Source organism: Streptomyces sp. NPDC047974, assembly GCF_040653375.1.
Taxonomy (GTDB): Bacteria; Actinomycetota; Actinomycetes; order Streptomycetales; family Streptomycetaceae; genus Streptomyces.
In genome coordinates this window covers 20,416-45,448 of the sequence record NZ_JBEZNU010000029.1, presented here as the reverse complement: position 1 = coordinate 45,448, position 25,033 = coordinate 20,416, and the positions used below count along the sequence as shown (strand labels likewise).

The 25,033-nt window shown below is 73.3% G+C and carries 19 protein-coding genes; 6 read left to right on the top strand and 13 right to left on the bottom strand.

Annotated features, from left to right (window positions below):
• Nucleotides 1-130 precede the first annotated feature (130 nt).
• Complete coding sequence (locus AB0E19_RS31110) at nt 131-1,831, top strand: sensor histidine kinase (RefSeq protein WP_362185772.1); 1,701 nt, start codon at nt 131-133, stop codon at nt 1,829-1,831.
• Nucleotides 1,828-2,508 carry a response regulator gene (locus AB0E19_RS31105; RefSeq protein WP_362185769.1) on the top strand — a complete coding sequence of 227 codons (681 nt, stop codon included), beginning with the start codon at nt 1,828-1,830 and terminating at the stop codon, nt 2,506-2,508. Before AB0E19_RS31110 ends, AB0E19_RS31105 begins: the two co-directional genes overlap by 4 nt.
• A 22-nt stretch (nt 2,509-2,530) precedes the next feature.
• On the opposite strand, the gene AB0E19_RS31100 is transcribed toward AB0E19_RS31105, so the two are convergent.
• The 3 genes from AB0E19_RS31100 to AB0E19_RS31090 form a co-directional block, all read right to left on the bottom strand.
• Nucleotides 2,531-4,123: a cation acetate symporter gene (locus AB0E19_RS31100; RefSeq protein ID WP_362185766.1), complete on the bottom strand. Its 1,593-nt coding sequence runs from the start codon at nt 4,121-4,123 to the stop codon at nt 2,531-2,533.
• The gene (locus AB0E19_RS31095; RefSeq protein WP_362185896.1) at nt 4,120-4,503 is read right to left on the bottom strand and encodes a DUF485 domain-containing protein; all 384 of its coding nucleotides are present in this window, start codon (nt 4,501-4,503) and stop codon (nt 4,120-4,122) included. Before AB0E19_RS31095 ends, AB0E19_RS31100 begins: the two co-directional genes overlap by 4 nt.
• A 274-nt stretch (nt 4,504-4,777) precedes the next feature.
• Nucleotides 4,778-6,895: a DNA topoisomerase IV subunit B gene (locus tag AB0E19_RS31090; protein WP_362185763.1), complete on the bottom strand. Its 2,118-nt coding sequence runs from the start codon at nt 6,893-6,895 to the stop codon at nt 4,778-4,780.
• A 436-nt stretch (nt 6,896-7,331) separates the two neighbouring features.
• On the opposite strand from AB0E19_RS31090, the gene AB0E19_RS31085 reads away from it, so the two are divergent.
• Nucleotides 7,332-7,562, top strand: coding sequence for a hypothetical protein (locus AB0E19_RS31085; RefSeq protein ID WP_030495106.1), 231 nt, complete (start codon nt 7,332-7,334; stop codon nt 7,560-7,562).
• A 150-nt stretch (nt 7,563-7,712) separates the two neighbouring features.
• On the opposite strand, the gene AB0E19_RS31080 is transcribed toward AB0E19_RS31085, so the two are convergent.
• The 7 genes from AB0E19_RS31080 to AB0E19_RS31050 form a co-directional block, all read right to left on the bottom strand.
• Nucleotides 7,713-8,534, bottom strand: a complete 822-nt coding sequence (locus tag AB0E19_RS31080; RefSeq protein WP_362185760.1) for a serine protease — start codon at nt 8,532-8,534, stop codon at nt 7,713-7,715.
• A gap of 140 nt (nt 8,535-8,674) precedes the next feature.
• Nucleotides 8,675-10,228 carry an RNA polymerase sigma factor gene (locus AB0E19_RS31075; RefSeq protein ID WP_360608405.1) on the bottom strand — a complete coding sequence of 518 codons (1,554 nt, stop codon included), beginning with the start codon at nt 10,226-10,228 and terminating at the stop codon, nt 8,675-8,677.
• 379 nt (nt 10,229-10,607) lie between these two features.
• On the bottom strand, nt 10,608-11,498 hold the full coding sequence (locus AB0E19_RS31070) for an FCD domain-containing protein (protein ID WP_362185756.1): 891 nt from the start codon (nt 11,496-11,498) through the stop codon (nt 10,608-10,610).
• Nucleotides 11,499-11,658: 160 nt separating this feature from the next.
• A complete protein-coding gene (locus AB0E19_RS31065) occupies nt 11,659-13,383 on the bottom strand; it encodes an ATP-binding cassette domain-containing protein (protein WP_362185753.1) in 1,725 nt (574 codons plus the stop codon).
• 122 nt (nt 13,384-13,505) lie between these two features.
• The gene (locus AB0E19_RS31060; RefSeq protein ID WP_362185750.1) at nt 13,506-14,267 is read right to left on the bottom strand and encodes an NUDIX domain-containing protein; all 762 of its coding nucleotides are present in this window, start codon (nt 14,265-14,267) and stop codon (nt 13,506-13,508) included.
• Between the two features lie 107 nt (nt 14,268-14,374).
• Nucleotides 14,375-16,429 (bottom strand): glycogen debranching N-terminal domain-containing protein, encoded by a 2,055-nt coding sequence (locus tag AB0E19_RS31055; protein ID WP_362185747.1) that lies wholly within the window; start codon nt 16,427-16,429, stop codon nt 14,375-14,377.
• A 115-nt stretch (nt 16,430-16,544) separates the two neighbouring features.
• Complete coding sequence (locus tag AB0E19_RS31050; protein WP_362185744.1) at nt 16,545-17,954, bottom strand: DUF4192 domain-containing protein; 1,410 nt, start codon at nt 17,952-17,954, stop codon at nt 16,545-16,547.
• Nucleotides 17,955-18,095: 141 nt separating this feature from the next.
• Between AB0E19_RS31050 and AB0E19_RS31045 the strand changes: the two genes are divergently transcribed.
• Both AB0E19_RS31045 and AB0E19_RS31040 read left to right on the top strand, forming a co-directional pair.
• Complete coding sequence (locus tag AB0E19_RS31045; protein ID WP_362185741.1) at nt 18,096-20,279, top strand: RecQ family ATP-dependent DNA helicase; 2,184 nt, start codon at nt 18,096-18,098, stop codon at nt 20,277-20,279.
• 228 nt (nt 20,280-20,507) lie between these two features.
• Nucleotides 20,508-21,134: a hypothetical protein gene (locus AB0E19_RS31040; RefSeq protein ID WP_362185738.1), complete on the top strand. Its 627-nt coding sequence runs from the start codon at nt 20,508-20,510 to the stop codon at nt 21,132-21,134.
• 51 nt (nt 21,135-21,185) lie between these two features.
• Here the strand turns inward: AB0E19_RS31040 and AB0E19_RS31035 are convergent, their stop codons facing one another.
• From AB0E19_RS31035 to AB0E19_RS31025, 3 genes are all read right to left on the bottom strand, one after another.
• Entirely contained in the window at nt 21,186-21,794 is a 609-nt protein-coding gene (locus AB0E19_RS31035) for a hypothetical protein (RefSeq protein ID WP_362185734.1), read from the bottom strand.
• A 106-nt stretch (nt 21,795-21,900) separates the two neighbouring features.
• Nucleotides 21,901-22,608 carry a ribonuclease HII gene (locus AB0E19_RS31030; RefSeq protein WP_362185731.1) on the bottom strand — a complete coding sequence of 236 codons (708 nt, stop codon included), beginning with the start codon at nt 22,606-22,608 and terminating at the stop codon, nt 21,901-21,903.
• Nucleotides 22,609-22,692: 84 nt separating this feature from the next.
• Nucleotides 22,693-23,319: a TetR/AcrR family transcriptional regulator gene (locus AB0E19_RS31025; RefSeq protein WP_362185727.1), complete on the bottom strand. Its 627-nt coding sequence runs from the start codon at nt 23,317-23,319 to the stop codon at nt 22,693-22,695.
• A 133-nt stretch (nt 23,320-23,452) separates the two neighbouring features.
• Between AB0E19_RS31025 and AB0E19_RS31020 the strand changes: the two genes are divergently transcribed.
• Nucleotides 23,453-25,006: an MFS transporter gene (locus AB0E19_RS31020; protein WP_362185723.1), complete on the top strand. Its 1,554-nt coding sequence runs from the start codon at nt 23,453-23,455 to the stop codon at nt 25,004-25,006.
• Nucleotides 25,007-25,033: the final 27 nt, after the last annotated feature.

The window sequence follows — 25,033 nt, the reverse complement described above, 5'->3', positions numbered from 1 at the left end:
GGCGCGGGCCCCCGGACCGGCCCCCAGGATAGGCAGCCCTCCTCCCGCCCCCACCCCGCACACGCGAACCTCCCCACCCCCCACCCGCGGCATTTCCGGTCGCGCGGGCCGTCCCCGTACCGTTTCGGGCATGACCAGCACCGCTTCGTTCCCCTCCGCGCGGTCGGCCGTGCGCCGGCGGCGCCGGCTCGGATGGCCGCGGCGGGTGTTCTCGCAGGTGCTGCTGATGCAGCTGGCCGTCGCGACCGGCGTGACCGTGCTGGCCACCGGCCTCTTCCTGGCCCCGCTGAGCGCCCAGCTCGACGACCAGGCCATGCGGCGGGCCCTCGCCATCGCCGAGACCATGGCCTCCACGCGTACCGCCGCGGACCTGGCCGGCGGGCCGCCGTCGGCGACCGGCCCGGTGCAGCGCGAGGCCGAGCGGATCCGGGCCGCGACCGGCGCCGAGTACGTCGTCGTCATGGACACCCGGGGCGTGCGCTGGTCGCACACCGACCCGGCCCAGATCGGCCGGACCGTCTCCACCGACCCGAGCGAGGTGCTCGCGGGCCGTGAGGTGATGGAGATCGACAGCGGCACCCTCGGCCGCTCGGCGCGCGGCAAGGCGCCGCTGCTCGACGCCGACGGCGGGATCGTCGGCGCCGTCTCCGTCGGCATCGAGTACGACAGCGTCCGCGACCGGCTCCTCTCCGCCATCCCCGGCCTCCTGGCCTACGCGGGCGGCGCGCTCGCGGCCGGCGCCCTGGCGGCGTACCTGATCTCCCGGCGGATCCAGCGCCAGACCCGTGACCTGGCCTTCTCCGACATCTCGGCGCTGCTCGCCGAGCGCGAGGCGATGCTGCACGGCATCCGCGAGGGCGTGGTGGCGCTGGACCGGAAGGGCTCCGTACGGCTCCTCAACGACGAGGCGCAGCGACTGCTCGGGCTCGGCCCCGAGGCCGCCGGGCAGCCGCTCGACGCGCTCCTCGGCCCGGGCCGCACGGCGGACGTGCTGACCGGCCGGGCGACCGGCGCCGACCTCGTGACCGTCCAGGGGCACCGCGTGCTCATCGCCAACCGGATGCCCACGGACGACGGCGGCGCCGTGGCGACCCTGCGCGACCGCACCGAGCTGGAACGGCTCGGCCGGGAGCTTGACTCCACCCGCGGCCTGATCGACGCCCTGCGGGCCCAGGACCACGAACACGCCAACCGGCTGCACACCCTCCTCGGACTGCTCGAACTGGAGCTGTACGAGGAGGCCGCCGACTTCGTCACCGAGGTCGTCGGGGTCCACCGGGCGACCGCCGAGCAGGTGACCGAGAAGGTCCACGACCCACTGCTCGCGGCGCTCCTCGTCGGCAAGGCGACGGTCGCCGCCGAACGGGGCGTCTCCCTGCGGATCGCCCCGGACTCGCTGCTCCCCGACCGTCTGGTCGACCCTCGTGAACTGGTCACCGTCGTCGGCAACCTCGTCGACAACGCCCTGGACGCCGCCGCCGGCACCGAGGACGCCCGGGTCGAGGTGGCGCTGCGCGCCGAGGGCCGGACGGTCGTCCTGCGGGTCGCCGACAGCGGCCCCGGCGTCCCCGAGGACCGCCGGGAGCTGATCTTCACCGAGGGCTGGACCACCAAGGAACCGCCCTCGCACGGCCGGCGGGGCCTCGGCCTCGCCCTCGTGCGCCGCCTCGCCGAGCGCCGCGGCGGCTCCGCGCGGGTGGCTGCGGCCGAGACCGGCGGCGCGCGGTTCACGGTGGTCCTCCCGGACGCCCTCACCGAACGGTCCCAGGACCTCACGGCCCCGGACAGCCCGGCAGAGGCCCCGCCCGCGCCCCAGGAGGTGACCCGATGATCGACGTGCTCGTCGTCGACGACGATGTCCACGTGGCGCGGGTGAACGCCGCGTACGTGACCAAGCTGCCCGGCTTCCGCGTCGCGGCCACCGCCCACTCCACCGCCGAGGCGCTGGACGTCCTCGACGGGCACCCCGTGGACCTGGTCCTCCTGGACCACTACCTCCCCGACGAGAACGGCCTCGCCGCCATCCGCGAGCTGCGGGCCCGGGGCCACCAGTGCGACGTGATCATGGTGACGGCCGCCAGGGACGTGGCGACCGTGCAGGCGGCGATGCGGCACGGCGCCCTCCAGTACCTGGTCAAGCCGTTCAATTTCGCCGGGCTGCGGTCCAAGCTGGAGGCGTACGCCACGCTCCGCCGCACCCTGGAGAGCGGCGGCGAGGCGGAGCAGGCCGAGGTCGACCGGATCTTCGGCACCCTCGCGGCCGGCTCCGTCACCCCCGACCTGCCCAAGGGGCACTCCCCGACGACGGCCGAGCTGGTCCGCCAGGCGCTGCTCGCCGCCGGCGGACCGCTCTCCACCCAGGAACTCGCCGAGCGGACCGGCGTCAGCCGCCAGACCGCCCAGCGCTACCTCAAGCTCCTCGAACGGACCGGGCGCGTCCGGCTCTCCCTCCGGTACGGCGAGACCGGCCGCCCCGAGCACCGCTACACCTGGGTCTCCTCCCCCTGACCAACCGCCGTTCCCCGCTCCGTCAGGCCGCCCCGGCCCCCGTCAGCGCCCGCACCTCGGTCTCCGCGTGCCGGGCCTCGTCGGGCGGTTCGGCGGAGGTGACGGTGCCGAGCCAGCCGGCGAGGAAACCGAGCGGGATGGAGACCAGGCCCGGGTTCTGGAGCGGGAAGAGCCGGAAGTCGACACCGGGGAAGAGCGCCTCCGGGCTGCCGGAGACGACCGGCGAGAACAGCACCAGGAGCACCGCGGGCACGAGTCCGCCGTAGACGGACCAGACCGCGCCCCGGGTGGTGAAGCGGCGCCAGAAGAGCGAGTACAGCAGCACCGGCAGGTTGGCCGAGGCGGCGACCGCGAAGGCGAGGCCGACGAGGAAGGCGACGTTGAGGTCGCTGGCGAGCAGCCCGAGGCCGATCGCGACAGCACCGATGACCGCGGCGGCCACCCGCGCCACCGCGACCTCGCTGTACTGCCGCCGGCCCGGCCGGCGCAGCGAGGCGTAGAGGTCATGGGCGACGGAGGCCGAGGAGGCCAGGGTGATCCCGGCGACGACGGCGAGGATGGTCGCGAAGGCGACGGCCGCGACGACCGCGAAGAGCACCGTGCCGCCGGTGGAGCCCGCTCCCCCGCCGAGGTCGAGCGCGAGCAGCGGGACGGCCGTGTTCCCGGAGGCGTTGGAGGCGCGGACCTCGGCGGAGCCGATGAGGGCGGCGGCGCCGAAGCCGAGGACGATCGTCATCAGGTAGAAGCCGCCGATGAGCCCGATGGACCAGACGACGGAGCGACGGGCGGCCCGCGCGGTGGGCACGGTGTAGAAGCGGGACAGGATGTGCGGCAGTCCGGCGGTGCCGAGGACGAGCGCGAGGCCGAGGCTGATGAAGTCGAGCCGGGCGGTCCAGTCGCCGCCGTACTTCAGTCCCGGTCCGAGGAAGGCGCTGCCGTGCCCGCTGCGTTCGGCGGCGGTGCTGAGCAGGCTGTTCACGTCGCCGTGGAAGCGGACGAGGACGAGGACGGTGAGCGCGACGGTGCCCGCCATCAGCAGCACGGCCTTGACGATCTGGATCCAGGTGGTGGCCCGCATCCCGCCGAGCGACACGTAGACGACCATCAGCGCGCCGACGCCGATGACGGTCCAGGTGCGCGCCGCCTCGCCGGTGCCGCCGAGGAGGAGCGCGACCAGGCTGCCGGCGCCGACCATCTGGGCCACCAGGTAGAGCACCGAGACGGCGACGGAGGAGGTGCCGGCCGCGATCCGTACGGGCCGTTCGGCCATCCGCGCGGCGACGACGTCGGCGAGGGTGAACCGGCCGCAGTTGCGGACGAGTTCGGCGACGAGGAGGAGCACCACCAGCCAGGCGACGAGGAAGCCGACCGAGTAGAGCATGCCGTCGTAGCCGTAGAGCGCGATGAGGCCGGAGATGCCGAGGAAGGAGGCCGCCGACATGTAGTCGCCGGCGATGGCGAATCCGTTCTCCATCGGCGAGAAGAGCCGGCCGCCGGCGTAGAACTCCTCGGCCGAGCCGTGCCGGTCGCGGCTCACCCAGGTCGTGATGGCGAGCGTCACGGCGACGAAGACGCTGAAGAGGACCAGGGCGAGGGTCTGGTGGTCTCCGGTCACCACTGCCCGGCTCCCCTCGTCATCTCCTGGGTGTCCCAGCGCAGTTCGAGCGCGGCCCGGTCCCGGCGCAGCCGCGCGTGCCGCGCGTAGGCCCAGGTGAGGAGGAAGGTGGTGAGGAACTGTCCGAGTCCGGCGACCATCGCCACGTTGACCGCGCCCGCCACCGGGCGGGCCATCAGACCCGGGGCGGCGGTGGCGGCGACGACGTAGGCGAGGTACCAGAGCAGGAAGGCGAGGGTCGCGGGGAAGGCGAAGCGGCGGTAGCGGCGCCGTACCTCCTGGAAGGCGGGGCTGCGCTGGACCTCCAGGTAGACCCCGGCCGCCCCGGGCGCGCCGTGCGCGGCCTCGTCGTACCGCCGGCGCGGTAGCCCCGGCGGGATCCCGCCCGCCCCGTCGTCCCGCGCCCCCGCGCGCTCCTGCTCGTCCAGCTGCTCCACCGGTCAACTCTCCTTGTCAGCGAACCGTTTCGGCCGCGTGCCCAAGGATGGACAGAGTGGGCAGATCCCGGACTCTTCTCCCTCCGCTCTTCACCCCATCAGGTGACTCTTCGGCCCGACGACTGACCGGACCGGGCCGATATGCGTATGGACGCCGAACGGCCCGGACCCCGTGGGACGGGGACCGGGCCGGTGCGGCGGAGCGGGGCGGTACGGCTCAGGCGTCGATGCGCGAGCGGTCGAGCGTCGCCGCCGAGCTGGTGATGAACTCCTTGCGGGGCGCCACGTCGTTGCCCATCAGCAGGTCGAAGACCGTCTCCGCCGCGTCCAGGTCGCCGATGTTGATCCGGCGCAGGGTGCGGTGGCGCGGGTCCATCGTGGTCTCCGCGAGCTGGTCGGCGTCCATCTCGCCGAGACCCTTGTAGCGCTGGATGGAGTCCTTGTAGCGGACCCCCTTGCGCTGGAACTCCAGGAGCGTCTGCCGCAGCTCGTTGTCGGAGTACGTGTACACGTACTTGTCCTGGCCCTTCTTGGGCTGGACCAGCTCGATCCGGTGGAGCGGCGGCACGGCCGCGAAGACCCGCCCCGCCTCGACCATGGGCCGCATGTAGCGCTGGAAGAGGGTCAGCAGGAGAGTCCGGATGTGCGAGCCGTCGACGTCGGCGTCGGTCATCATGATGACCTTGCCGTAGCGGGCCGCGTCGATGTCGAAGGTGCGGCCCGAGCCGGCCCCTATGACCTGGATGATCGCGCCGCACTCGGCGTTCTTCAGCATGTCCGAGACGGACGACTTCTGGACGTTGAGGATCTTGCCGCGGATCGGCAGCAGCGCCTGGAACTCGCTGTTGCGGGCGAGCTTGGCCGTGCCGAGCGCGGAGTCTCCCTCGACGATGAAGAGCTCGCTGCGCTCCACGTCGTCGCTGCGGCAGTCGGCCAGCTTGGCCGGCAGCGAGGAGGACTCCAGGGCGGTCTTCCGGCGCTGCGCCTCCTTGTGCTGGCGGGCGGCGATCCGGGTACGGGCCGCGGCGACGGCCTTCTCCAGGACGGCCCGGGCCTGCGCCTTGGCGTCCCGCTTGGTGGAGGTCAGGAAGGCCTTGAGCTCGCGGGCGACGACGGTGGCCACGATCCGGCGGGCCGCCGAGGTGCCGAGGACCTCCTTGGTCTGGCCCTCGAACTGCGGCTCGGCGAGCCGGACCGTGACGACGGCGGTCATGCCCTCCAGGGCGTCGTCCTTGACGATGTCGTCCTCGGCGACGCGCAGCAGCTTCGCCGAGCGCAGCACCTCGTTGACGGTCTTCGTGATGGCCTGCTCGAAGCCGGAGACGTGGGTGCCGCCCTTCGGGGTGGCGATGATGTTCACGAAGGACCGGACCGTGGTGTCGTACCCGGTGCCCCAGCGCAGCGCGACGTCCACGCCGAGCTCGCGGGTGACCTCGGTGGGGGTCATGTGGCCGCGGTCGTCCAGGACGGGGACGGTCTCCTTGAAAGTGCCCTGACCGGTGAGGCGCAGCACGTCGCAGACGGCCTTGTCCTGCGCGAGGTACTCGCAGAACTCGCTGATGCCGCCGTCGAAGCGGAAGACTTCCTCGCTCTTGCCGATCCCCTCCAGGTCCCGCTCGTCGCGGACGACGATGGTGAGGCCGGGCACGAGGAATGCGGTCTGGCGGGCGCGCTGGTGCAGCGTCTCCAGGGCGAGCTTGGCGTCCTTGAGGAAGATCTGGCGGTCGGCCCAGTAGCGGACGCGGGTGCCGGTGCGGGTCTTGGGCACCCGCTTGCCCTTGATCAGCCCGCTCGACGGGTCGAAGGGGCTGTCGGGGCCCTGCTCGGTGAAGATGCCGGGGACGCCGCGCCGGAAGCTGATCGCGTGCGTGGCGCCGTTCCGGTCGACCTCGACGTCGAGGCGGGCCGAGAGGGCGTTGACCACGGAGGCGCCGACGCCGTGCAGACCGCCGGAGGCCGCGTACGAGCCGCCGCCGAACTTTCCGCCGGCGTGCAGCTTGGTCATGACGACCTCGACGCCGGAGAGACCGGTCTTGGGCTCGACGTCGACGGGGATGCCGCGGCCGTTGTCCCGGACCTCGACCGAGCCGTCGTCGTGGAGGATGACGTCGATGTGGTCGCAGTAGCCGCCCAGGGCCTCGTCGACCGAGTTGTCGATGATCTCCCAGAGGCAGTGCATCAGGCCACGGCTGTCCGTGGACCCGATGTACATTCCGGGGCGCTTGCGGACCGCTTCGAGCCCTTCGAGGACGAGCAGGTGCCGCGCGGTGTAGTTGGAACCGTCACGGTCTGCGGTCAGCAGCGCACTGGACGGCACGGACGTTTCGGCGGTCACGCGGTTCGCTCCTCGCTGAATTTGAAATCTTGCCCGATGGGGTGAGTACCGGCGTCGCTCACCGCTCAGAGGGTACCGATGCCTGGTGGGGCCGCTGAAACGCCACCCACTCGGTTTCCTCATGCTAGTCCAGACTCGCATAGACGTTCGATCCCTCGAAGGGGTGACGCGAACATCACGTTCCCTTCCAGGCATGAACCATCTAGGCTCCGGGCACGTCCTCATGAACAACCGGCAACCCCGCCGGGAGGACGACCGACACACCACAGCAACGCGAAACCCGTAGAGCGACGCAATACGGCTCATTCGCCGCCAACCGGCAGCAAACAGCCACCTTGGGAAAAAGTTTCAAGGAAAAGCCACGAGCGGGAACGTTTTCGGCCTGGTTGGATGTTGACCCTGGTACGACAGCTCGTCGAGCTAGAGAAGAGGCGACGTGACTACTGTTCTGACCCCCGCGAGCCCCCTGACGGCCGCTGACCGCTGCGACCGCTGCGGCGCCCAGGCTTACCTGCGTGTCGTCCTGGCCAGCGGAGGTGACTTGCTCTTCTGCGCCCACCACGGTCGCAAGTTCGAGCCGGAACTCAAGAAGATCGCCGTTGAGATACAGGATGAGACGGACCGGCTGACCGACGTGCCGGCCCGCACGGTGGGCGACGAGCACTGACGCCGCGCATCCACGACGAGCTCAGGGCCGGCCCCTAGACGGCCGGACGACGGGCGGCCATCCCCTGGACCAGGGGATGGCCGCCCGTTCTCGTACCCCCACGGGCCCGGGAGACCCCCGCGGGCCCCGGTCAGGCCCCCACCCGTGCCCTCAGAGCCGCTCGGGCAGCACCGCGGACACCCGCGTGTAGACCCCGGGATTCTCGGCCTGTCCGCAGCCACTGCCCCAGGACACCAGGCCCACCAGCACCCCCCGCGCCACCAGCGGCCCGCCGCTGTCGCCCTGGCAGGCGTCCCGGCCACCCCGGGGATCCCCGGCGCAGAGCATCGTCTCCTTGCGGTACGAGACGCCTCCGAAGCGGCCCGGGTACGCCTGCTCGCACGCCCCGTCCGGGAGCACCTGGACGTGCGCGGAGCGCAGCGAGGTGGCGTAGCTGCCGTTGCCGCTGGTGTCGCCCCAGCCGTACACCTCGGCCGCCGTGCCCGGGTTCTCGGCCGCGTCCCCCGGTGCCGCCACCTTGATGACGTAGGAGCTCGGCAGGGACTCGGCGAGGGTGAGCACGGCGAGGTCGCCGGAGTTGGTCGTCGGGTCGTAGTCGGGGTTCACCCAGGTGTCCGAGATCCGCACCTCCTGCCCGCCCTGCCCGCGCAGCGCCGCCCGGCCGGCGATCACCGACAGGTCCCGCAGCTGCCAGGGGGCGCCGCCGAGCGCCTCCCGGCTGAGGCAGTGGGCGGCGGTGAGGACCTTGGTGGGCGCGACGACGACGCCACCGCAGAACTGGCCCGCGCGCGTACCTCCGAACCGGTCACGGCTGGACAGCGCCACCACCCAGGGCGCGTCGGTGATCTCGGTCGGACTGCCGCCCACCACGACGCTGTCGGCGGCGGCCGGGGCCGCGCCGGCCACCGCTCCGGTCACCGCAGTGATCGCACCCAGGGCACCCGTCAACGCTCGGGCGAAGGGACCACGCATGGAGCCTCCTGACTCTCCGCTGATATCCGTTCACCCAGCGTCCGGCACGGAGGGGTCCGCTGCACCCGCGAACGGCCGAAGGGCCCGGCCCCCGAGCGGGGAACCGGACCCTTCGTCCGCTGCCGTGTACCTCGGACCGATCAGTCGAGGTAGTCCCGGAGGACCTGCGAGCGCGACGGGTGCCGCAGCTTCGACATCGTCTTCGACTCGATCTGGCGGATCCGCTCACGGGTCACGCCGTAGACCTTGCCGATCTCGTCGAGCGTCTTCGGCTGGCCGTCGGTGAGGCCGAAGCGCATGGAGACCACGCCGGCCTCACGCTCGGAGAGCGTGTCGAGGACGGAGTGCAGCTGCTCCTGGAGGAGCGTGAAGCTGACCGCGTCGGCCGGCACGACCGCCTCGGAGTCCTCGATGAGGTCACCGAACTCGCTGTCGCCGTCCTCACCCAGGGGGGTGTGGAGGGAGATCGGCTCGCGGCCGTACTTCTGGACCTCGATGACCTTCTCGGGGGTCATGTCGAGCTCCTTGGCCAGCTCCTCCGGGGTGGGCTCGCGGCCCAGGTCCTGGAGCATCTGGCGCTGGACGCGCGCGAGCTTGTTGATGACCTCGACCATGTGCACCGGGATACGGATGGTGCGGGCCTGGTCGGCCATGGCGCGGGTGATCGCCTGACGGATCCACCAGGTGGCGTACGTGGAGAACTTGTAGCCCTTGGTGTAGTCGAACTTCTCGACCGCGCGGATCAGACCGAGGTTGCCCTCCTGGATCAGGTCCAGGAAGAGCATGCCGCGGCCGGTGTAGCGCTTGGCCAGCGAGACCACCAGACGGAGGTTGGCCTCCAGGAGGTGGTTCTTGGCGCGGCGGCCGTCCTCGGCGATGATCTCCAGCTCGCGCTTGAGCTTCGGGGCGATCTTGTCCGAGTTGGCGAGCTTGTCCTCGGCGAAGAGACCGGCCTCGATGCGCTTGGCGAGCTCGACCTCCTGCTCGGCGTTGAGGAGGGGGACCTTGCCGATCTGCTTCAGGTAGTCCTTGACCGGGTCCGCGGTGGCACCGGCGACGGCGACCTGCTGGGCGGGAGCGTCGTCCTCGTCCTCGTCGGACAGGACGAAGCCCTTGGTCTCGCCCTCGGTCTCCTCCTCGTCCTTGCCCGGCGCGACGTCCTCGAGCAGCTCCTCGCCCTCGATCAGTTCGTCGTCGGACTTCTTGGACGCGGTCTTCTTGGCCGCCGTCTTCTTGGCGACGGTCTTCTTGGCCGCCGTCTTCTTGACGGCGGTCTTCTTCGCGGCCGCCTTCTTGGCGGGCGACGCGGCCTCGTCGGCCGGGTCGGCGCTCTCGGCCGCGGGGGCCGCCGAGCCGGTGGCGACGGTGGTCCTCGTCACCGTCGCCGCCCTCGCGGTGACGGTGGTCTTGGCGGCGGTGCGCTTGGCCGGGCTCTTCGCTGCTGCGCTCTTGCGGGCGCGCTTCGGCGACTCCGCTGCACTGACCATCAGCGTCACACCCTCTTCCTCGAGGATCTGATTGAGGCTGCGCAGAACATTCTTCCACTGGGTTGGCGGAATCTGGTCAGCCTCGAAGGCCCGACGCACGTCATCGCCGGCGATCTGCCCATCAGCCTTTCCCCGCTCGATGAGCGCCATCACAGACTCGGACTCGGCGATCTCCGGCGGGAGCGTACGGGATGTGCTGGCCGACACGAACAACCTCTCGGAACGATGGAAACGGCTTCCGGCCCCGCCCGAAGATCGAGCCGGAGCCGACGACCGTCGACGGGGAATGTGCCGACGGCGCGGGCTGGACCGGGGAACTGCACAGCGCCTGCACCGGCTGCTGTATTCCTTCCTCGGCTGTCACCTCTTAGGTCATCGCACGGCTCGGAGGAGTGTTACGCCCAATCTTCGTGTCCCGAGTCACACCGCATCCGCGACCAAAGGGGCGAACAGTTATCAAGCGTACATTCGGCGCTGCCGACACCCTGGCGCGGTCCGGGGAACCCTGACGGGCTCCCGGACCGCGCTCGGGCCCGGCGGCACTCCTCGTGCACGCGCCCGTGCGCTTCCTGCCACGGTCCGCGGGTCAGTGTTCGCGGGGGGCGGGAACGACGCGGGGCTCCACCTCGGGGTGGACCGTGAGCAGTTGGCGCATGGCGGTCTCGGCGCCCGCGGCGTCCCCGGCGGCGAGGGCGTCGACGATCCGGCCGTGGTGCGTCAGGCAGGTCTCGCTGGGGCGGTCACAGGCCGTGACGGGCCCGCCGGAGACCTGGAGGGCGGCGGCGACGATGCCGGAGAGGTGCTCCAGCATGCGGTTGCCGGCGAGCTGGATGAGCAGGGAGTGGAACTCGGTGTCGGCGCGGGAGAAGGTGATGCCGTCGCCCTGCGCGTACGCGTGCCCCATGATCTGGACCATGTCGGCGAGGCGCTGCTGCACGTCCTCGCGGCCGTGGCCGGCGGCGAGGCGGGCGGCGAGCGGCTCGATGGTCCAGCGCAGCTCGTTGAGCTCGCGCCGCTGGTCGTCGCGCTGCGGGCCGAAGGCGCGCCACTCGATGATGTCGGGGTCGAGCAGGTTCCAGTCGCTGACCGGGCGGACCCGGGTGCCGACGTTGGGGCGGGCGCTGACGAGGCCCTTGGCCTCCAGGACGCGGAGCGACTCGCGCACGACGGTGCGCGAGACCTCGAAGCGCTGGCCGATCTCCTCGGGGACGAGGGGCCTGTCCGCGCCGAGGTCGCCGGAGACGATCATCTGGCCGAGCTGCTGGACGAGCTGGCCGTGCAGTCCGCGGCCCCGGCTGCCGGCGGTGCGGCGGCCGACGCGGCCGAGATCCGTGTCCACCCCCTCCCAGGAGGGCGGGCCCACGCGGTCGGCGGCGGGCGCCTCCGCGTAGGGGTAGCGGTCGAGATCGCCCGTGGCGCCGAGGCCGGAGTCGACGGAGCGGGCGGCGGTCATCATCGTGTGCGCAAGGGTACTCACGCATCCTTTGTCGGCGTGGCCTCCGTGGCCCTTGAGGTCTTTGGTGAAAAGCACACGAAAGGGTGATCGGCACCCCCTACACAATTGACGATCATTCGGGCATAAACGGCATTTCGCAAGGGAGTTGCCGTCCAAGCGGAAGGCATCGATCCGCAAATGATCACCAACGGGCCTGCCGGCGAAGCCCCGTGAGCACATAGGCGCAGAGAAGGACCGTCAACGTGAGCGCGAGGGCCACTCCGGCGGGCTGCGCCACCACCTCGAGCGTCCTGGAGATCCACCGGTCGAGCGGCGGCGCCCACCGGGGCCCGGCGAACTCGCCCAGCCGGGCCGGGAGTCCCGCGACGGACCGGACCGCGGGGCCGCTCATCACCTGCCGCAGCAGCGGGACGAAGGCGACCGGGACGAAGAGCACGGCGGCCACCCCGGCCGCGGCGGCCCGGAACACCCCGGCCCCCAGCACCCCCGCCCACGCGCAGCCGACCGAGAGCCCCAGCCAACTCGCCACCATGGAGGCCCAGTTGTCGGGTGCGGCAATCAAGTCCGGGCCGTAGAAGAGGCGGAGCGCCGCCAGATCGGCCCCCGCCACCAGCACGCCGAGGAACAGGGCCACGGCCGCCGATACGGCGAGCTTGGCGAGGAGCAGCGCCAGCCGGCGCGGCACGGCGCCACGGCCCGCGGCGAGCGCGGGGTAGCGGTACTCCTCCCCGAAGGCGAGTGCGCCGATCAGGCCCGCGGCGAGCGCGGCGGGCGGCAGCGGCAGGAGCTCGGGCCAGGCGGTGAGTGCCGCCGGGAGCGGGGTGCCGCCGCCCCGGCCGAGCAGCACGGCCAGCACGGCCGACACCGCCAGGGCGCCGGCGAGGATCAGCCCCGTGGACGGTACGCCGGCGATCCGGCGCAGCTCGTAGCGGAGCGGCCGCAGCGGGGAACGCACCGGCCGGCGCGCACCGGGAAGCGGCGCGGGCGCGCCCTCGGCCGGGCGCTCCACGGGCCCGGCCGCGACCGGACCGGGGCCGCCGTCACCCGTCTCCTCCACGAGCCGGTGGACCGGGACGCCCAGCCGGAACGCGGTGTCGCCCACCTGCGCGCAGTCTCCGCCGTACACCAGGAGGAGGGTGCCGTCCTCCGTGTCGACCTCGACCGGGCGGCGCGCGGCCCGGGCCTCCTGGGTCACCGCGGCGGCGAGCCGGGCGGCGTGCGGGGTGCGGACGGCGACCCTCGGCCGCAGCCGGGTGCGGGCGAAGTCGCCCGCCTCCTGGGCGGCGACGAGGCGGCCGCCGTCGAGGGCGACGACGTGGTCGGCGTTGCGGGCCGCGTCCTTGGGGTCCCTGGTGGTGTAGAGGACGGTGCCGCCGGCCTCCGCGTGCGCGCGCAGCAGTTCGTGCAGCCGGAGCCGCTCCGCCGGAGACAGCCCTGCTCCCGGAGCGTCCAGGAGCAGGGTGTGCGGCTCCCCCAACAGTGCGGCGGCCAGGGCGAGTCTGCGGTCGGCCCCGCGCGGCAGGGTGCCGAGCCGCGCCCCCTCCAGTCCGCCGAGGCCCACGTCGCGGATCACGGCGTCGGCCCGGGCGACGGGAACCCCCGCACCCGCGGCGAGCATCCGCAACTGCCCCCGGACGGTACGGGACGGATGGCCGGGCACATCGCCGAGGGCGACGCCGACCTCGCGCGCCGGCTGGGCGATCCGGCGCAGCGGCCGCCCCCGGAAGTAGGTGAGTCCGCGCCCCGGGTCGAGTTCGAGGAGCAGGCGCAGGGCGGTGGTCTTGCCGGAGCCCGGGGGGCCGACGAGGGCGGTCACGGCCCCGGCCGGGGCCTCGAAGGTCAGATCGTCCACGGCGGGCGGGCGGTCGCGGCGGGGGGCACTGGTCAGTCCGATGGCCTGGAGCATCGCTTCTCTCGCGGTAGGAGTCACCGCTCCGCGGCAGGGCGGTGCTATCGCAGCAAGATAACGTTAGATTTCGGACTTTTCCCGCAGGGTTGCCGCCCCGGGGGCGGCGGAGGCAGGGCTCCTCAGACCTCGGGGCGCAGCATCGGCGGGTTGAGCAGGGTCGCTCCGCCGGCCCTGAACAGCTGGGCGGGGCGCCCTCCCTGACGGGTCGTGGTTCCTCCGGTCGGGACGAGGAAGCCGGGGGTGCCGGTGACCTTGCGGTGGAAGTTGCGGGGGTCGAGCGTGACGCCCCAGACCGCCTCGTACACCCGGCGCAGCTCGCCGACGGTGAACTCCGGCGGACAGAACGCCGTGGCGAGCGAGGAGTACTCGATCTTCGAGCGGGCCCGCTCCACCCCGTCGGAGAGGATCTGGGTGTGGTCGAAGGCCAGCGCGTCCGGGGAATCGGGGTCGGCGGCCCACGCCTGGGCGAGCAGTTTCTCCACGGGTGCCCAGCGCGCGCTGTTGGCGTCGCCCCCGGGCCGGGGGGCGGGCAGGTCCGGGGCGAGCGCGAGATGGGCGACACTCACCACCCGCATCCGCGGGTCGCGCCCGGGCGCTCCGTAGGTCGCGAGCTGCTCCAGGTGCGCGCCGTTGTCCGGCACCGGCGACGGCGCCGACGGATCGTGGGCGCGCAGCCCGGTCTCCTCGGCCAGCTCGCGCGCGGCGGCGGCGCCGAGGTCCTCGTCGTCACGGACGAAGCCTCCCGGCAGCGCCCATCTCCCCTGGAAGGGCTCCTCTCCTCTGCGGACGACCAGGGTGCACAGCGCGTGGCTCCGCACGGTGAGGACGACCAGGTCGACGGTGACAGCGAAGGGCGGGAAGGCCGACGGGTCGTAGGGCATGCCGCGATCATAGTCGTCCTTTTGACGATAAACACGCGTCGTGCGCGCTCCGCCTTCGACCTCCTCCCCCGGCCGGGAGGGCTTTCGCGTCCCCGTGTCCGGCATGGTCACACCCCCAGTTGCAGGGACTCGGCGGCCTCCTCGACCATACCGAGCCCGAGACGGCTGACCCGCACGGCGAAGGGTTCCCCGGCGACGACGAGCCCGGAGAGCCGGAGCGCTCCGAGGGGTGCGGAGGCCATGGGGTGCACGGCGACCGTCCGTGAGGGGGCGTCGGGTCGGATCCCGGCCAGGGCGGCGAGCGCGTGGACCGCTCCGGCGGCGGCGACGGCCGCGGGCCGGCAGGCTGCCGGGTGCGGCACGGGGCGCGTCCCCGTGGTGCGCTGCTCGCCCGCGTACATCTCGGGCAGCCGGTGGCCGAAGAGCTCGGCGGCGTCGAGGAGACCGCGGAGCAGGGACACGGCCTCCTTCTCGTATCCGACGGCGGCCAGTCCGGCGACGGCGACGGCCGTCTCGTGGACGCGGACGGCTCCGGCCCGGTGTCCGAAGGGGTTGTGGCCGGGTTCCTTGGCACCCAGGCTGCGCAGCCCCCAGCCGGAGTCGAGCGCGGGGGTGCCGAGCAGCCGCGCGAGCTGTTCGGTCTCCGTCCGGTCGAGCAGCCCCTGGGCGTACCGGCCGCCGTCGAGGAGCCCGGTGTCGAGGAGGTGGGCGGCCCACCCGCCGAGCTGGGGCCAGGTGCGGCCCTCCGCCGACCGGGCGGCGGCGGGTCGGCCGCCGGACAGGTCGTCGAGCCAGAACTCGGCGCGGAAGCGGGTGCGCAGCGTGCGGGCGGCGGCCCGGAGCTCCTCCCCGCCGGGCCGTCCGCAGGAGTCGAGGAGGTCGGCCCCGAGGACGGCGGCCCGGTGTGCGTGGGCCTGTGTCTCGGCCCGCCAGGGGCCGCCGGGCGCCGGGTCCGGCAGGAGCCCGTCCGTGTCGAGCCCGCGGCGCAGCCAGGCGAGGCAGCGCTCCGCCACCGGAAGGAGCTCGTCGAGCTCGGCGGCCGGGAGGCCCCACCGGCGGGCTTCGGCGAGTACGACGGGGAAGGCGAGGGTGGCCTCGACGCCGGTGCAGCGGGGTGGGAGGTGCGGTCCCGCGTCCCGCAGCGGGCCGGGGATGCGCCCGGACTCGGTGCCGCCGGCGACCTGGGTGCGGCCGAGGGCGCGCAGGGTGGCGGCGGCGAGCCGGGTGCCGAGCGGCAGGGCCATGCGGGCCGCCCAGAGGGCCTCCGCGGTGACGGACCCGCACCGCCACGGGACGCCGGCCGCGAGATGGACGTCGGCGGGGTGGGCGGGGTCGCGCTGGAGGAGGGCCCGCAGGTCCTCGACGGAGGCGCGGAGCAGCGCGCCCGTCCGGTGGTCGTCGCCCTCCGCCTGGACGTCGGGGAGCAGCTGCCCGCCGGGGCGGGCGCCCCCGGCGGGCGCGGCGACGCCGGGGGTCCGCTCGGCCTGGACACGGAGGCGGAGGGTGGTGGCGGTGCCGGGGGCGAGGTCGGTTTCCCAGCGGAGGACCCCGGCCGCCGCCAGGGCGTCCGTCGGCGGGGGGTCGGCGGTGACGGCCACGGAGCGGCCGTCGGGGGCGGTCCAGCGGAGTCCGGTGCCGTGGACGCTGGGCCTGAGTTCGGGGCGGGGCCGGCCGGACGCGATCGCGCCCAGCTCCGCGAGATCCGTGCCCAGAGCGACCTCCACCGGGACACGGACGGGGCGTGGTACCGCGCTGCGGAGGGTGATCCGCTCGGTTCCGTCGGCGCCTCGGGAGCGCTCGACGGTGACGCCGGGGTCGGGGCCGGTGTCACCGGGGACGCGGAGGGCCCCGACGAAGACGGCCCGGTCGGCGGCGGCGAGCCGTCCCTGGAGGGGGACGGGCTCGCGTCCGGCGACCCGCAGGACGCTGCGGGAGAGGAGCCGTCGCCCGGAGGCGTAGACGCCCTCCGGTCCGTGCCCGGTGAGCTGGCCGTGCTCGGGTGAGACGGCGAAGGCGGGCAGGGCCACGCAGAGCAGGGCGTCGTGGACCGGGGGGAGTTCTCCGGGGCGCGGCCCGTGGACGGCGGGGGTGCCGCCCACGGGCGGCTTCCGGGTGGGGTGTTCGCTCGGGTGTCCGGGGGCCGGGACAGGGCTGAGGACCATGGGAGGTGTGGCGCGCTCTCTGTGCGATCCGGACGGCCGGCGGGGTGTCGGCGGCTCGGCTCGCCCGGCTCCGCCACAGAGGTGAACGGTCCGGTGGTGCGCGGGGTCACGGTCGTCATCGGCCACTCCTCGTCCCGCGTCGCCCGCCGTGGTGCGGGGCGGGCCTTCCGGGCCGGGTCGCGGCCCGCCCGGCGGGCCGGACGCCGGGCCGCCCCCGCCCCCTCCCGCGCTCCTGCGGGGAGCCGTCGTGGACCGCTCGCGGGAGCACCGGCCTCGATCCGGCGCCGCGCACGCCCCGCGTGCGGGTCCGGGTGCGCGTCCGGGCGACGCGGGCGGGGGCCGCGTCGCTGCCGGCCGCCGCGGCGCGGTCCTCCTTCTCCTGGCGCAGACAGGCGCGCAGCGACTCGGGGTCGAGGCCTTCGTTGCACGCCTGGTGCAGCAGCCTCGCGAAGACGTACTCGGGATCGGCCTGGAGGGCGAGACCGAGGGCGACGCGTGCGGTCGGTTCGTCGCCGGTCGACCAGGCGGCCCAGCCGGCGAGGGTCAGGGGCGCGGCGGCGTACTCCTCGTAGGGGGAGACACAGCGCCTGGCGAGGACGCGCCACAGCCGCACGGCCGCGGCGCCTTCGGCTCCCTCCATCCACTCGGCGAGCCGGTCGCGGGTGGCGCGGTCCTGGAGCCCCAGGATCAGGGCCGCCGCCTCGCCGGGGTCGACGCGGGCGTCGTCGTCCGCCTCGATCGCTGCCCGGCCCCGGCGGGCGCCGTCCTCTCCGATCCGGCGCGGCGGTTCGGCGAACCTGCCGAGGAGTCGGCCGGCGAGGGCCAGGGTGGTCTCGCGGAGCTCCGCCCGGAGGTGCTCCTCCGCGCCGTCGACGACGCGGGGGACGATCGCGGCCGCGGCCGCGTCGAGGGCGGCGCGCTGCTCCGCGTCGCCGGGTGCCCCGGTGGGCCTGAAGGCGGCCTCCATCTCCCGCAGCGAACCCCGTACCCGGATGCCCGCGTAGGCGGCCGCCGCCGCCATGACCGAGGTACCGGCGAGGGCGAGCGGGGTGCCCTCCGGCGGGCAGCAGCGGGTGTCGGGGCAGCAGTACGAGAAGTGGCGGCCGTCGGAGATGCACAGCACCTCGTAGACGGGGATGTCGAGGGCTCCGCAGGCGGTCCGCAGGCGCTGGGCGAGGGGCCGCAGCCGCTCGTGGACCTGCCGCGCGGTCTCGCCCGGCTGGGGGTCCTGGCAGAGGAAGCCGACGATGCCGTCGGGTGGCGTGGTGCGCTTGGCGGACGTCTCGACGAGGCATTCGGCGAGGTGGTCCGCGGTGGAGTCCCACTCGCCCGGCGAGCGGGGAATGCCGACCCTGATCCGGCCGCCGAAGCGGCCGTTCGCCCCGTGCAGGGCGACGAGCACGACCGAGTCGGTCGGGTGGAAGCCGAGCACGAACGGCAGGGCGTCGGCGAGCTCGGAAGGGCTGCGCAGGGTGATCTGGCGGCCTCGGGTGGATGCGTTGATCTCGTGGTGGTTCGCGTTCATGGCGAGGACCGTCTCGTGATCTCCGATTTCCGACAACCCCTGTGGATAACTCCGCAGATACAGTCAGATGATCCGATATGCACTGTCCACAGATCTCCGCCTGGTTCGCCGAATGTCCGAGGCATCGGGTTGCATGGACGCATGACCCACGCAGACCGCCCGGAAGACCGCGCCGCGCTCCGCGCCACCGCCGACGCCGTACTGGCCCGACTCGTCGGGGACCCGACCGGCACGGCGAGACTCCGCGAGGACCAGTGGCGCGCCATCGAGGCGCTGGTCGCCGACCACCGCCGGGCGCTCGTGGTGCAGCGGACCGGCTGGGGCAAGTCCGCCGTCTACTTCGTCGCGACCTCCCTGCTGCGCGAGCGCGGCAGCGGGCCCACGGTCATCGTCTCCCCGCTGCTCGCCCTCATGCGCAACCAGGTGGACGCGGCGGCCAGGGCGGGCATCCGCGCCCGCACGATCAACTCGTCGAACACCGAGGAGTGGGAGAGCGTCCACGACGAGGTCGCGGCCGGCGAGGTCGACGTCCTGCTCGTCTCCCCCGAGCGGCTGAACAACCCGGACTTCCGCGACCAGGTCCTGCCGCGGCTGGCCGCCGCCACGGGTCTCCTCGTGGTGGACGAGGCGCACTGCATCTCCGACTGGGGCCACGACTTCAGACCCGACTACCGGCGGCTGCGCACCATGCTGGCCGACCTCCCGGCCGGCGTACCGGTGCTCGCCACCACCGCGACGGCGAACGCCCGGGTGACCGCGGACGTCGCCGAGCAGCTCGGCACCGGCGCGGGCACCGACGCCCTCGTCCTGCGCGGCCCCCTGGACCGCGAGTCCCTCAGCCTCGGCGTCGTCGCCCTGCCCGACGCGGCCCATCGGCTCGCCTGGCTCGCCGACCACCTCGACGAGCTGCCCGGCTCCGGGATCATCTACACGCTGACCGTCGCGGCCGCCGAGGAGGTCACCGCCTACCTCCGCCAGTGCGGCCACACGGTCGCCTCGTACACCGGGCGGACGGAGAACGCGGACCGTCAGCAGGCCGAGGACGACCTGCTGGCGAACCGCGTCAAGGCGCTGGTGGCGACCTCGGCGCTCGGCATGGGCTTCGACAAGCCGGATCTCGGCTTCGTCGTCCACCTCGGGTCGCCGTCCTCGCCGATCGCCTACTACCAGCAGGTCGGCCGTGCCGGACGAGGTGTCGAGCACGCGGAGGTGCTGCTGCTCCCCGGCAAGGAGGACGAGGCGATCTGGCAGTACTTCGCCTCCGTCGCCTTCCCGCCCGAGGAGCAGGTGCGCCGGACCCTGGACGTCCTCGCCGCAGCGGGCCGGCCGCTGTCACTGCCCGCCCTCGAGCCCCTGGTCGAGCTGCGCCGGACCCGCCTGGAGACCATGCTCAAGGTCCTCGACGTGGACGGGGCCGTCCACCGCGTCAAGGGCGGCTGGGAGAGCACCGGTCGACCCTGGGTCTACGACACCGAGCGGTACGCGTGGGTGGCCGAGCAGCGGTCGGCGGAGCAGCAGGCGATGCGCGAGTACGCCACCACGACCGGATGCCGGATGGAGTTCCTGCGGCGTCGGCTGGACGACGAGGAGGCCGCGCCCTGCGGCCGCTGCGACAACTGCGCGGGGCCCCGGTTCGACCCCAAGGTGACGGACGCGGCGCTGGACGCCGCCAAGGGCGAGCTGGGCCGCCCCGGCGTGGACGTCGAGCCCCGCCGGATGTGGCCGACGGGTCTGGCCGCCGCCGGCGTCGACCTGAAGGGCCGGATCCCGGCCGGCGAGCAGGCCTTCGGCGGCCGTGCCCTCGGACGCCTCTCGGACATCGGCTGGGGGAACAGGCTCCGGCCGCTGCTGGCCGAAACCGCGCAGGACGGCCCCGTGCCGGACGACGTGGTGCAGGCGGTGGTCCAGGTGCTCGCCGACTGGGCGAAGGGGCCCGGCGGCTGGGCCTCCGGTGCCTCCGACGCGCCGTCGCGGCCCGCCGGGGTGGTGACGGTCGCCTCGCGGCGGCGGCCCGCCCTGGTCGGCTCGCTCGGCGCCCGCATCGCCGAGATCGGCCGGATGCCCCTGCTCGGAGCGGTGGAGTACACCCCCGAGGCGGAGGATCTGCGGCTGTCGCGCACCAACAGCGCCCAGCGCGTCATCGGGCTCCACCGGGCCCTGGAGGTGCCGCCCGCGCTCGCGGAGCGGGTGGCCTCGGCGGGCGGCCCGGTGCTCCTGGTGGACGACCTGTCCGACACGGGCTGGACCCTCGCCGTGGCCGCGCGGCTGCTGCGGCGCTCGGGAGCGGAAGGAGTCTTTCCTCTGGTGCTCGCCGTCCAGGGGTGAGAAGGGTTGGGGAACGGCGAGTGAATACTGGGTAACTGGGCAGGGATATCAGTGGCATAACGGTTCATTACCGTCAGCCGCCTCAATTGCTCGTTGCCGCCCCCGCTCGGGCCACGCCAGAATTGGGGAACCGCCCCACACGGCTCGAAGCGGTCCGGAAGGACTGTGCCGTGCTGCGCCCTCACCCGACCTTGCCCGCCTCGCGGGCGCGTATCCGAAGGGAGGACCGTGACCCTCGGATTCGCTCCGTCCACCACCTCGCTCGGCTCGAACTCCGCCTCAGCGAGCCGGCTCGCCCGGATGCTGGAGCCGGCCGACTGGGCCGGGGCCGGAATTCCCTTGCTGCGCAGTCCTCGTGAGGTCGTGAGCGGACTGCACTCCCGCCATCACCCGCTGCCCACGACCGCGGTCGTGGCGGTGCTCGACCACGAGGAGCGGCTCACCGCGAGCGCCTCGTTCACGCGTCGCCCCGGCCCCGCCGACGGCTGGGAGTTCCGCAACGCGCTCCTCGCGCATCTGCGGCGGGTGGTCCCGCACGACCTCCGGCGGCGCGCACCCGTCCGGACGGCGGTGCTCGTGTACTGCCGGGACGGCGACGAGCGCTGGACGGAGGAGGACGGGGCCTGGATGTGGGGGCTCCGGGACGCCTGCACGCTCCACGGGCTGCGGTGCGGCGCGTACATCACCCTGACCAAGGCCGGCTGGCAGGTCTTCGGCGAGGGCCGGGGCGGCCGCCGGCCGAGCTCGGACTCCACGCCGCTGGCGTTGGGCGAGCCGACCGGCGAGCTCGGTCACCTCGCGCCGCGGACGGCCGGCGGGGCGGCCGAGCCGCTGCGCAGGGCGGCCGCTCGCTGAGCTCCCCGGCCGCTCCGCCGGGCCGCTTCCGGTCCGGCGGAGACGCGACCGTCAGACTCCGGCGCCGAGGAGCGCGGTGACCCGCTCCGGTTCTCCGCAGACCACGAGCAGGGCACCCGCGCGGGACCGGGCGACCGGCAGGGCGCGGGCGGCCACGTCGTCACCGCCGTTGACGGCGACGATCACCACGGGGCGGGCGGCCACCCGGTCCACCGAGGCGGCGTCCGCGAAGAACACGTCCTCGACGGTGTCCTGCTGGGCCCAGTAGGACGCCTCGCCGAAGGACAGCTCGTGCGCGGCCCACGGGTGACGTTCTCCGGTGGTGAGCACCAGGACCTCGCCGGGCGACCTGCCGCTGTCGAGCAGCATGTCGAGGGCCTCCTCGGCGGCGTCGAGGGCGCCGTCGGCCGGAGCCGGGATGAGCTGGAGCTGCGGGTTGTCGCCGCCGGAACGATTCTCCGGACGGCTCTTGGGTGCGGGCGGACCAGGCACGGGCCGCTGGGCCGGCGGCGCGGGGCGAGCCGCACCGGGACGCGGGGAGGCCGCCGAACGGGGGCCGGGTACGGGACGTGGGGTCGGCGCGGGACGGCCGGCGGCCGTGGTGGCGCTAGGACCCTGGGCGCTCTCGTGAATCTGAGGCTCCTCGGGAGGGAGAGGCATGGGTGGATGTCTATCAAATGCCGTTTCGGACGGCACCGTCGGGTGGGCGCACGGAGGCGCCCCCGGTCCGCGGGGACCGCGTCGGTGAGGTCCCGCGACCGGAAGATCAGAAGTCGAAGCCGAGTTGGCCCCCGCTCTCCAGAGCGGCCGCCTCCGCGGAGAGGCGGACCTTCTTGAGGTGGCGCCATCGGGGCATGGCGTCCAGGTAGGACCAGGAGAGCCGGTGGTACGGGGTGGGACCCAGCTCTTCGAGGACGGCCTTGTGGACGGGCGAAGGGTAGCCCGCGTTGGCGCCGAAGCCGTAGCCGGCACAGCCGGGGGCTTCCTCCAGCTCCGCCATCATGGCGTCCCGCCGCACTTTGGCGATCACCGATGCGGCGGCGACGGAGATGCAGGACTGGTCGCCCTTGATCACCGTGCGCACCCGCCAGGGGCTGCCGAGGTAGTCGTGCTTGCCGTCGAGGATCACCGCGTCGGGGCGGACCGGGAGGCCTTCGAGCGCCCGGACCGCCGCGAGGCGCAGGGCCGCGGTCATCCCGAGCTCGTCGATCTCCTGCGGGGACGCCTCGCCGAGCGCGTAGGCGGTGACCCAGCGCTCCAGCTCGGCGGCGAGGGCGGTACGCCGCTTCGGAGTGATCAGCTTGGAGTCGGTCAGGCCCTCGGGGGGACGGCGCAGGCCGGTGACGGCCGCGCACACGGTGACCGGCCCGGCCCACGCCCCGCGTCCGACCTCGTCGACCCCGGCGACGATCTTGGCGCCGGTGGTGGCTCGGAGCGACCGCTCGACGGTGTGGGTGGGAGGTTCGTACGGCATGGCGCCTGACAGGTTACGCCGCCGGGCACCGCGTGCGGTACCCGGATTCCCGTCAGGCGTTCCTCCCCCGTGCCACGGGCTCGGTCAGACCGGCGTCGAGCGGACCAGCGGCACCATGATCCGGTCGATGACATCGGCCATCTCGGCGTCGGGCCATTCGCTGCCGCACACCTTCGAGCGGTACATCATCATCGCCGGGATGACGTCGAGAACGAGATCGTCCAGGGCGTCGGCGCGCACCTCCCCGCGGGCGATCCCGCGCTCCAGCACGCACGCGAAGAGCTGCTTCGAGGGGCCGACGACACCGGTCTCGATCAGGGCGCGGAAGCGTGCGGCCGCCTCCTCGTCGCACTCGTGAAGGACCGCGCGCAGGGCGAGGCCGGAGCGCGAGTTCATGATGTCGCGGACCCGGCGGCAGAGCTCGTACAGCTCGTCGCGGAAGCCGCCGAGGTCGGGAGCCTCGTCGAAGCGGGGCAGTCCGGCCTGAAGGGCGTCGGCGACCAGGTCCTCCTTGGACGGCCAGCGCCGGTACACCGCGGCTTTGCCCGTCTGCGCCCCGAGCGCGACACGCTCCATGGTCAGGCCGCTCCAGCCGACGCTGCTCAACTGGTCGAGCGCCGCATCCAGGATGGCGCGTTCGAGCACCGGTCCGCGTCTGCGGGACACCGCCCCGTCCGGCCGAGCGGCGGCCATGGAGCGCGAAGTCATCATCAGGGTCTCTCCGTTGGGGCCGAAACGAACCACCGGCAGCGCTCAGTGAACGGTTGCGTTCACTGACGGGGACTCACTACCGTGAAGACCAGTGAACGGTCACGTTCACTAATTCTTCCGTGGGGGATCCATAGTGACAACAACTCCGGTCGACACACAGGCCGAGAAAGGCCTCGCCGGCTCCGGGGGCCGGCCGGGAATCGCACTGACGGTCATCGCCGCCTGCCAGTTGATGGTCGTCCTCGACGCCACGATCGTGAACATCGCGCTGCCGGACATCCAGGACGCGCTCTCCTTCTCCACCACCGATCTGTCGTGGGTGCTCAGCGCCTACACGCTGACCTTCGGCGGGCTGCTGCTCCTCGGCGGCCGGGCCGGCGACATCCTCGGCCGCCGCCGGGTCTTCATGGCCGGCATCCTGCTCTTCACCTTCGCCTCGCTCCTCGGCGGCTTCGCACAGGAGCCCTGGCACCTGCTCGCCGCACGTGCGCTGCAGGGCGTGGGCGGCGCGATCGCCTCACCGACCTCGCTCGCCCTGATCACCACCACGTTTCCCGAAGGTCCCGAGCGCAACCGGGCGTTCGGCGTCTTCGCCGCCGTCTCGGCCGGCGGCGGCGCGATCGGCCTGCTCGCCGGCGGCATGCTCACGGAGTGGCTGGACTGGCGCTGGGTCCTCTTCGTCAACGTGCCCATCGGCCTGCTGATCGCCTTCCTCACGCCCCGGTACATCAACGAGTCCGAGCGCCATCCCGGCCGCTTCGACCTCTCGGGGGCGGCGACCTCCACCCTCGGCATGGCGGCGCTGGTCTACGGCTTCATCCGCGCCTCGGAGAACGGCTGGAAGGACCCGCTGACGGTCGGCTCGTTCGCCGGCGCGGTGGTGCTCCTCGTCGCCTTCGCACTGGTCGAGTCGCGCGCGAAGGAACCCATCACCCCGCTGCGGATGTTCGCCGACCGCAACCGCTCCGGGACGTACGTGATCATGCTGAGCCTCGCGGCCGCCATGTTCGGCATGTTCTTCTTCATCGTCCTGTGGGTGCAGGACGTGCTCGGATACTCCCCGATCGCGTCCGGCCTCGCGTTCCTGCCGGTCACGGTGGCGATCGTGACCGGTGCCGGTCTGTCGCAGCGGTTCCTGCCCACCCTGGGCCCGAAGCCGTTCATGGTGGCCGGTTCCACGATCACCGGCCTCGGCCTCTTCTGGCTGACCTTCATCGAGGCGGACAGCAGCTACGCCGGCGGGGTCCTCGGGCCGATGGTCCTCTTCGGCTTCGGCATGGGCCTCAACTTCGTCACCCTCACCCTGACGGCCGTCTCGGGGGTAGCCCAGCACGAGGCGGGAGCCGCGTCCGGCCTGCTCAACGCCACCCAGCAGGTAGGCGGCTCGCTGGGCCTCTCCATCCTGGTCACGGTCTTCGGCACGGCGAGCCGCACCGAGGGCGACAAGCAGGTGTCGGACTTCCTCGCCACCGCGACACCGGAACAGCAGGCCGATTTCCTGCGCACGAAGGAGCTCCCGGCGCCCTGGAGCCACGAGGTGCTGACCTCGGGCATCTCGACCGCCTTCACCGCGGCCGTGGCGATGGTCGCGGTCGCGCTGCTGACGGCGGTCCTGGTCATCCGGGTCCGCCGCAGCGACCTGGAGGCGCTCAGCGGCAAGGCCGAGGCCGCCGGCCCCGTGGCCTGACGGCGGGCGGGGGTCCGGACCCGCGCG

Excerpts from the sequence above, each read along its gene's own strand:
- AB0E19_RS31065 (WP_362185753.1), bottom strand. The coding sequence starts at position 13,383 with ATGCTCCAGGCCATCGGACTGACCAGTGCCCCCCGCCGCGACCGCCCG.
- AB0E19_RS31030 (WP_362185731.1), bottom strand. The coding sequence starts at position 22,608 with ATGCCGTACGAACCTCCCACCCACACCGTCGAGCGGTCGCTCCGAGCC.
- AB0E19_RS31080 (WP_362185760.1), bottom strand. The coding sequence starts at position 8,534 with ATGCGTGGTCCCTTCGCCCGAGCGTTGACGGGTGCCCTGGGTGCGATC.
- AB0E19_RS31055 (WP_362185747.1), bottom strand. The coding sequence starts at position 16,429 with ATGGTCCTCAGCCCTGTCCCGGCCCCCGGACACCCGAGCGAACACCCC.
- AB0E19_RS31025 (WP_362185727.1), bottom strand. The coding sequence starts at position 23,319 with ATGATGACTTCGCGCTCCATGGCCGCCGCTCGGCCGGACGGGGCGGTG.
- AB0E19_RS31060 (WP_362185750.1), bottom strand. The coding sequence starts at position 14,267 with ATGCCCTACGACCCGTCGGCCTTCCCGCCCTTCGCTGTCACCGTCGAC.
- AB0E19_RS31035 (WP_362185734.1), bottom strand. The coding sequence starts at position 21,794 with ATGCCTCTCCCTCCCGAGGAGCCTCAGATTCACGAGAGCGCCCAGGGT.
- AB0E19_RS31105 (WP_362185769.1), top strand. The coding sequence starts at position 1,828 with ATGATCGACGTGCTCGTCGTCGACGACGATGTCCACGTGGCGCGGGTG.
- AB0E19_RS31045 (WP_362185741.1), top strand. The coding sequence starts at position 18,096 with ATGACCCACGCAGACCGCCCGGAAGACCGCGCCGCGCTCCGCGCCACC.
- AB0E19_RS31110 (WP_362185772.1), top strand. The coding sequence starts at position 131 with ATGACCAGCACCGCTTCGTTCCCCTCCGCGCGGTCGGCCGTGCGCCGG.
- AB0E19_RS31050 (WP_362185744.1), bottom strand. The coding sequence starts at position 17,954 with ATGAACGCGAACCACCACGAGATCAACGCATCCACCCGAGGCCGCCAG.